Source organism: Phenylobacterium sp. 58.2.17 (assembly GCF_026411515.1).
Taxonomy (GTDB): Bacteria; Pseudomonadota; Alphaproteobacteria; order Caulobacterales; family Caulobacteraceae; genus Phenylobacterium.
This window is the reverse complement of record NZ_JAPMTQ010000083.1, coordinates 5,913-7,145: the sequence shown is the minus strand read 5'-3', so window position 1 is coordinate 7,145 and position 1,233 is coordinate 5,913. Positions and strand designations below refer to the sequence as shown.

Annotated in this window: 1 protein-coding gene and 1 pseudogene; both read right to left on the bottom strand. The window is 72.3% G+C overall.

Features of this window, described 5'->3' with window-relative positions; all coding sequences use genetic code 11:
- Positions 1–120: 120 nt before the first annotated feature.
- Positions 121–780, bottom strand: a complete 660-nt coding sequence (gene rpe, locus OUA97_RS22860; protein ID WP_267234392.1) for a ribulose-phosphate 3-epimerase — start codon at positions 778–780, stop codon at positions 121–123.
- Positions 781–828: 48 nt separating this feature from the next.
- Positions 829–1,233: pseudogene (locus OUA97_RS22855) on the bottom strand (hypothetical protein); the annotation flags it as partial.

The following is a 1,233-nucleotide window of genomic DNA, read 5'->3' as shown; positions in this document are numbered from 1 at the left end:
CGGTGCAGCGGCGAGCCGGCCCAGTCGCGGCGGACCTGGCGCGCCACGCCGGCCGCCATGGCCTGGGCCCAGAGCCCGGCCGGATGTCGGAAGATGCTCGGGGGCGCAGCCGCCACCCGGTCAGCCGCCCTTCAGCGCGCGGATGTTGTCGGCGTACTTGGCCGGGCCGCCCTTGAACACCGCGGTGCCGGCGACCAGCGCCGTCGCCCCGGCCGAGACGCACAGCGGCGCGGTCTCCGGCGTCACGCCGCCGTCGACTTCCAGCTCGATGTGCTTGCCGCTGGCGTCGATCATCTTGCGCAGCGCCTCGATCTTGCGCAGCTGCGAGTGCATGAACTTCTGGCCGCCGAAGCCCGGGTTGATCGACATCACCAGGATCAGGTCGATCTCGTCCATCATCCACTGGATGACGCTGGGGTCGGTCGAGGGGTTGAACACCACGCCGGCCTTGGCGCCCAGCTCGCGGATGCGCTTCAGGGTGCGGTTCAGGTGCGGGCCGCTCTCCGGGTGGACGCTGATATAGTCGGCGCCGGCCTCGCGGAACGCTTCCAGGTACGGGTCGGCCGGGGCGATCATCAGATGCACGTCGAACGGGATCTTCGCGTGCGGGCGCAGCGCCTTCACGATGTCCGGGCCCAGCGTGATGTTCGGCACGAAATGGCCGTCCATGACGTCGACATGCACCCAGTCGGCGCCGGCGGCTTCGATCGCGGCGACTTCCTCGCCGAGCTTGGCGAAGTCCGAGGCCAGGATGGACGGGGCGATGATCGGTGCGGTCATGGTGTTCGACTTAGCCAAGGGTGCGGTTGGGGACAAGTTGTCGCGGGATCAAACTTCGCGTCGCAGGCGAGCGGCGTAGAAGCCGTCCTGCCCGCCGGGGCGATGATGCGGCAGCAGGCGCAGGGTTCCGTCGGCCAGCAGGCTGGCCTCGGGCGCGCCCGCCTCGCCGGCCGTTGCTGGAACGATCTTGAACTCAGGATGGCGGTGGAGGAAGCCCATGATCTGGGCCTCGCCCTCTTCCGGCTCCAGCGAACAGACGCAGTAGACCAGCCGCCCGCCCGGCTTCACGCGCCGCGCGGCGGAGTCCAGCAGCCGGCTCTGCACCCCGGCCAGGGCGGCGACGTCGGGGGGGGGGGGGGGGGCCCCCCCCCCCGCCGGGGGGGGGGGGGTGGGGGGGGGGGGGGCGCGGGGCGCGCGGCGGAGCGCCGCGCCGCTTCGCCGCGCGTCCCCCTC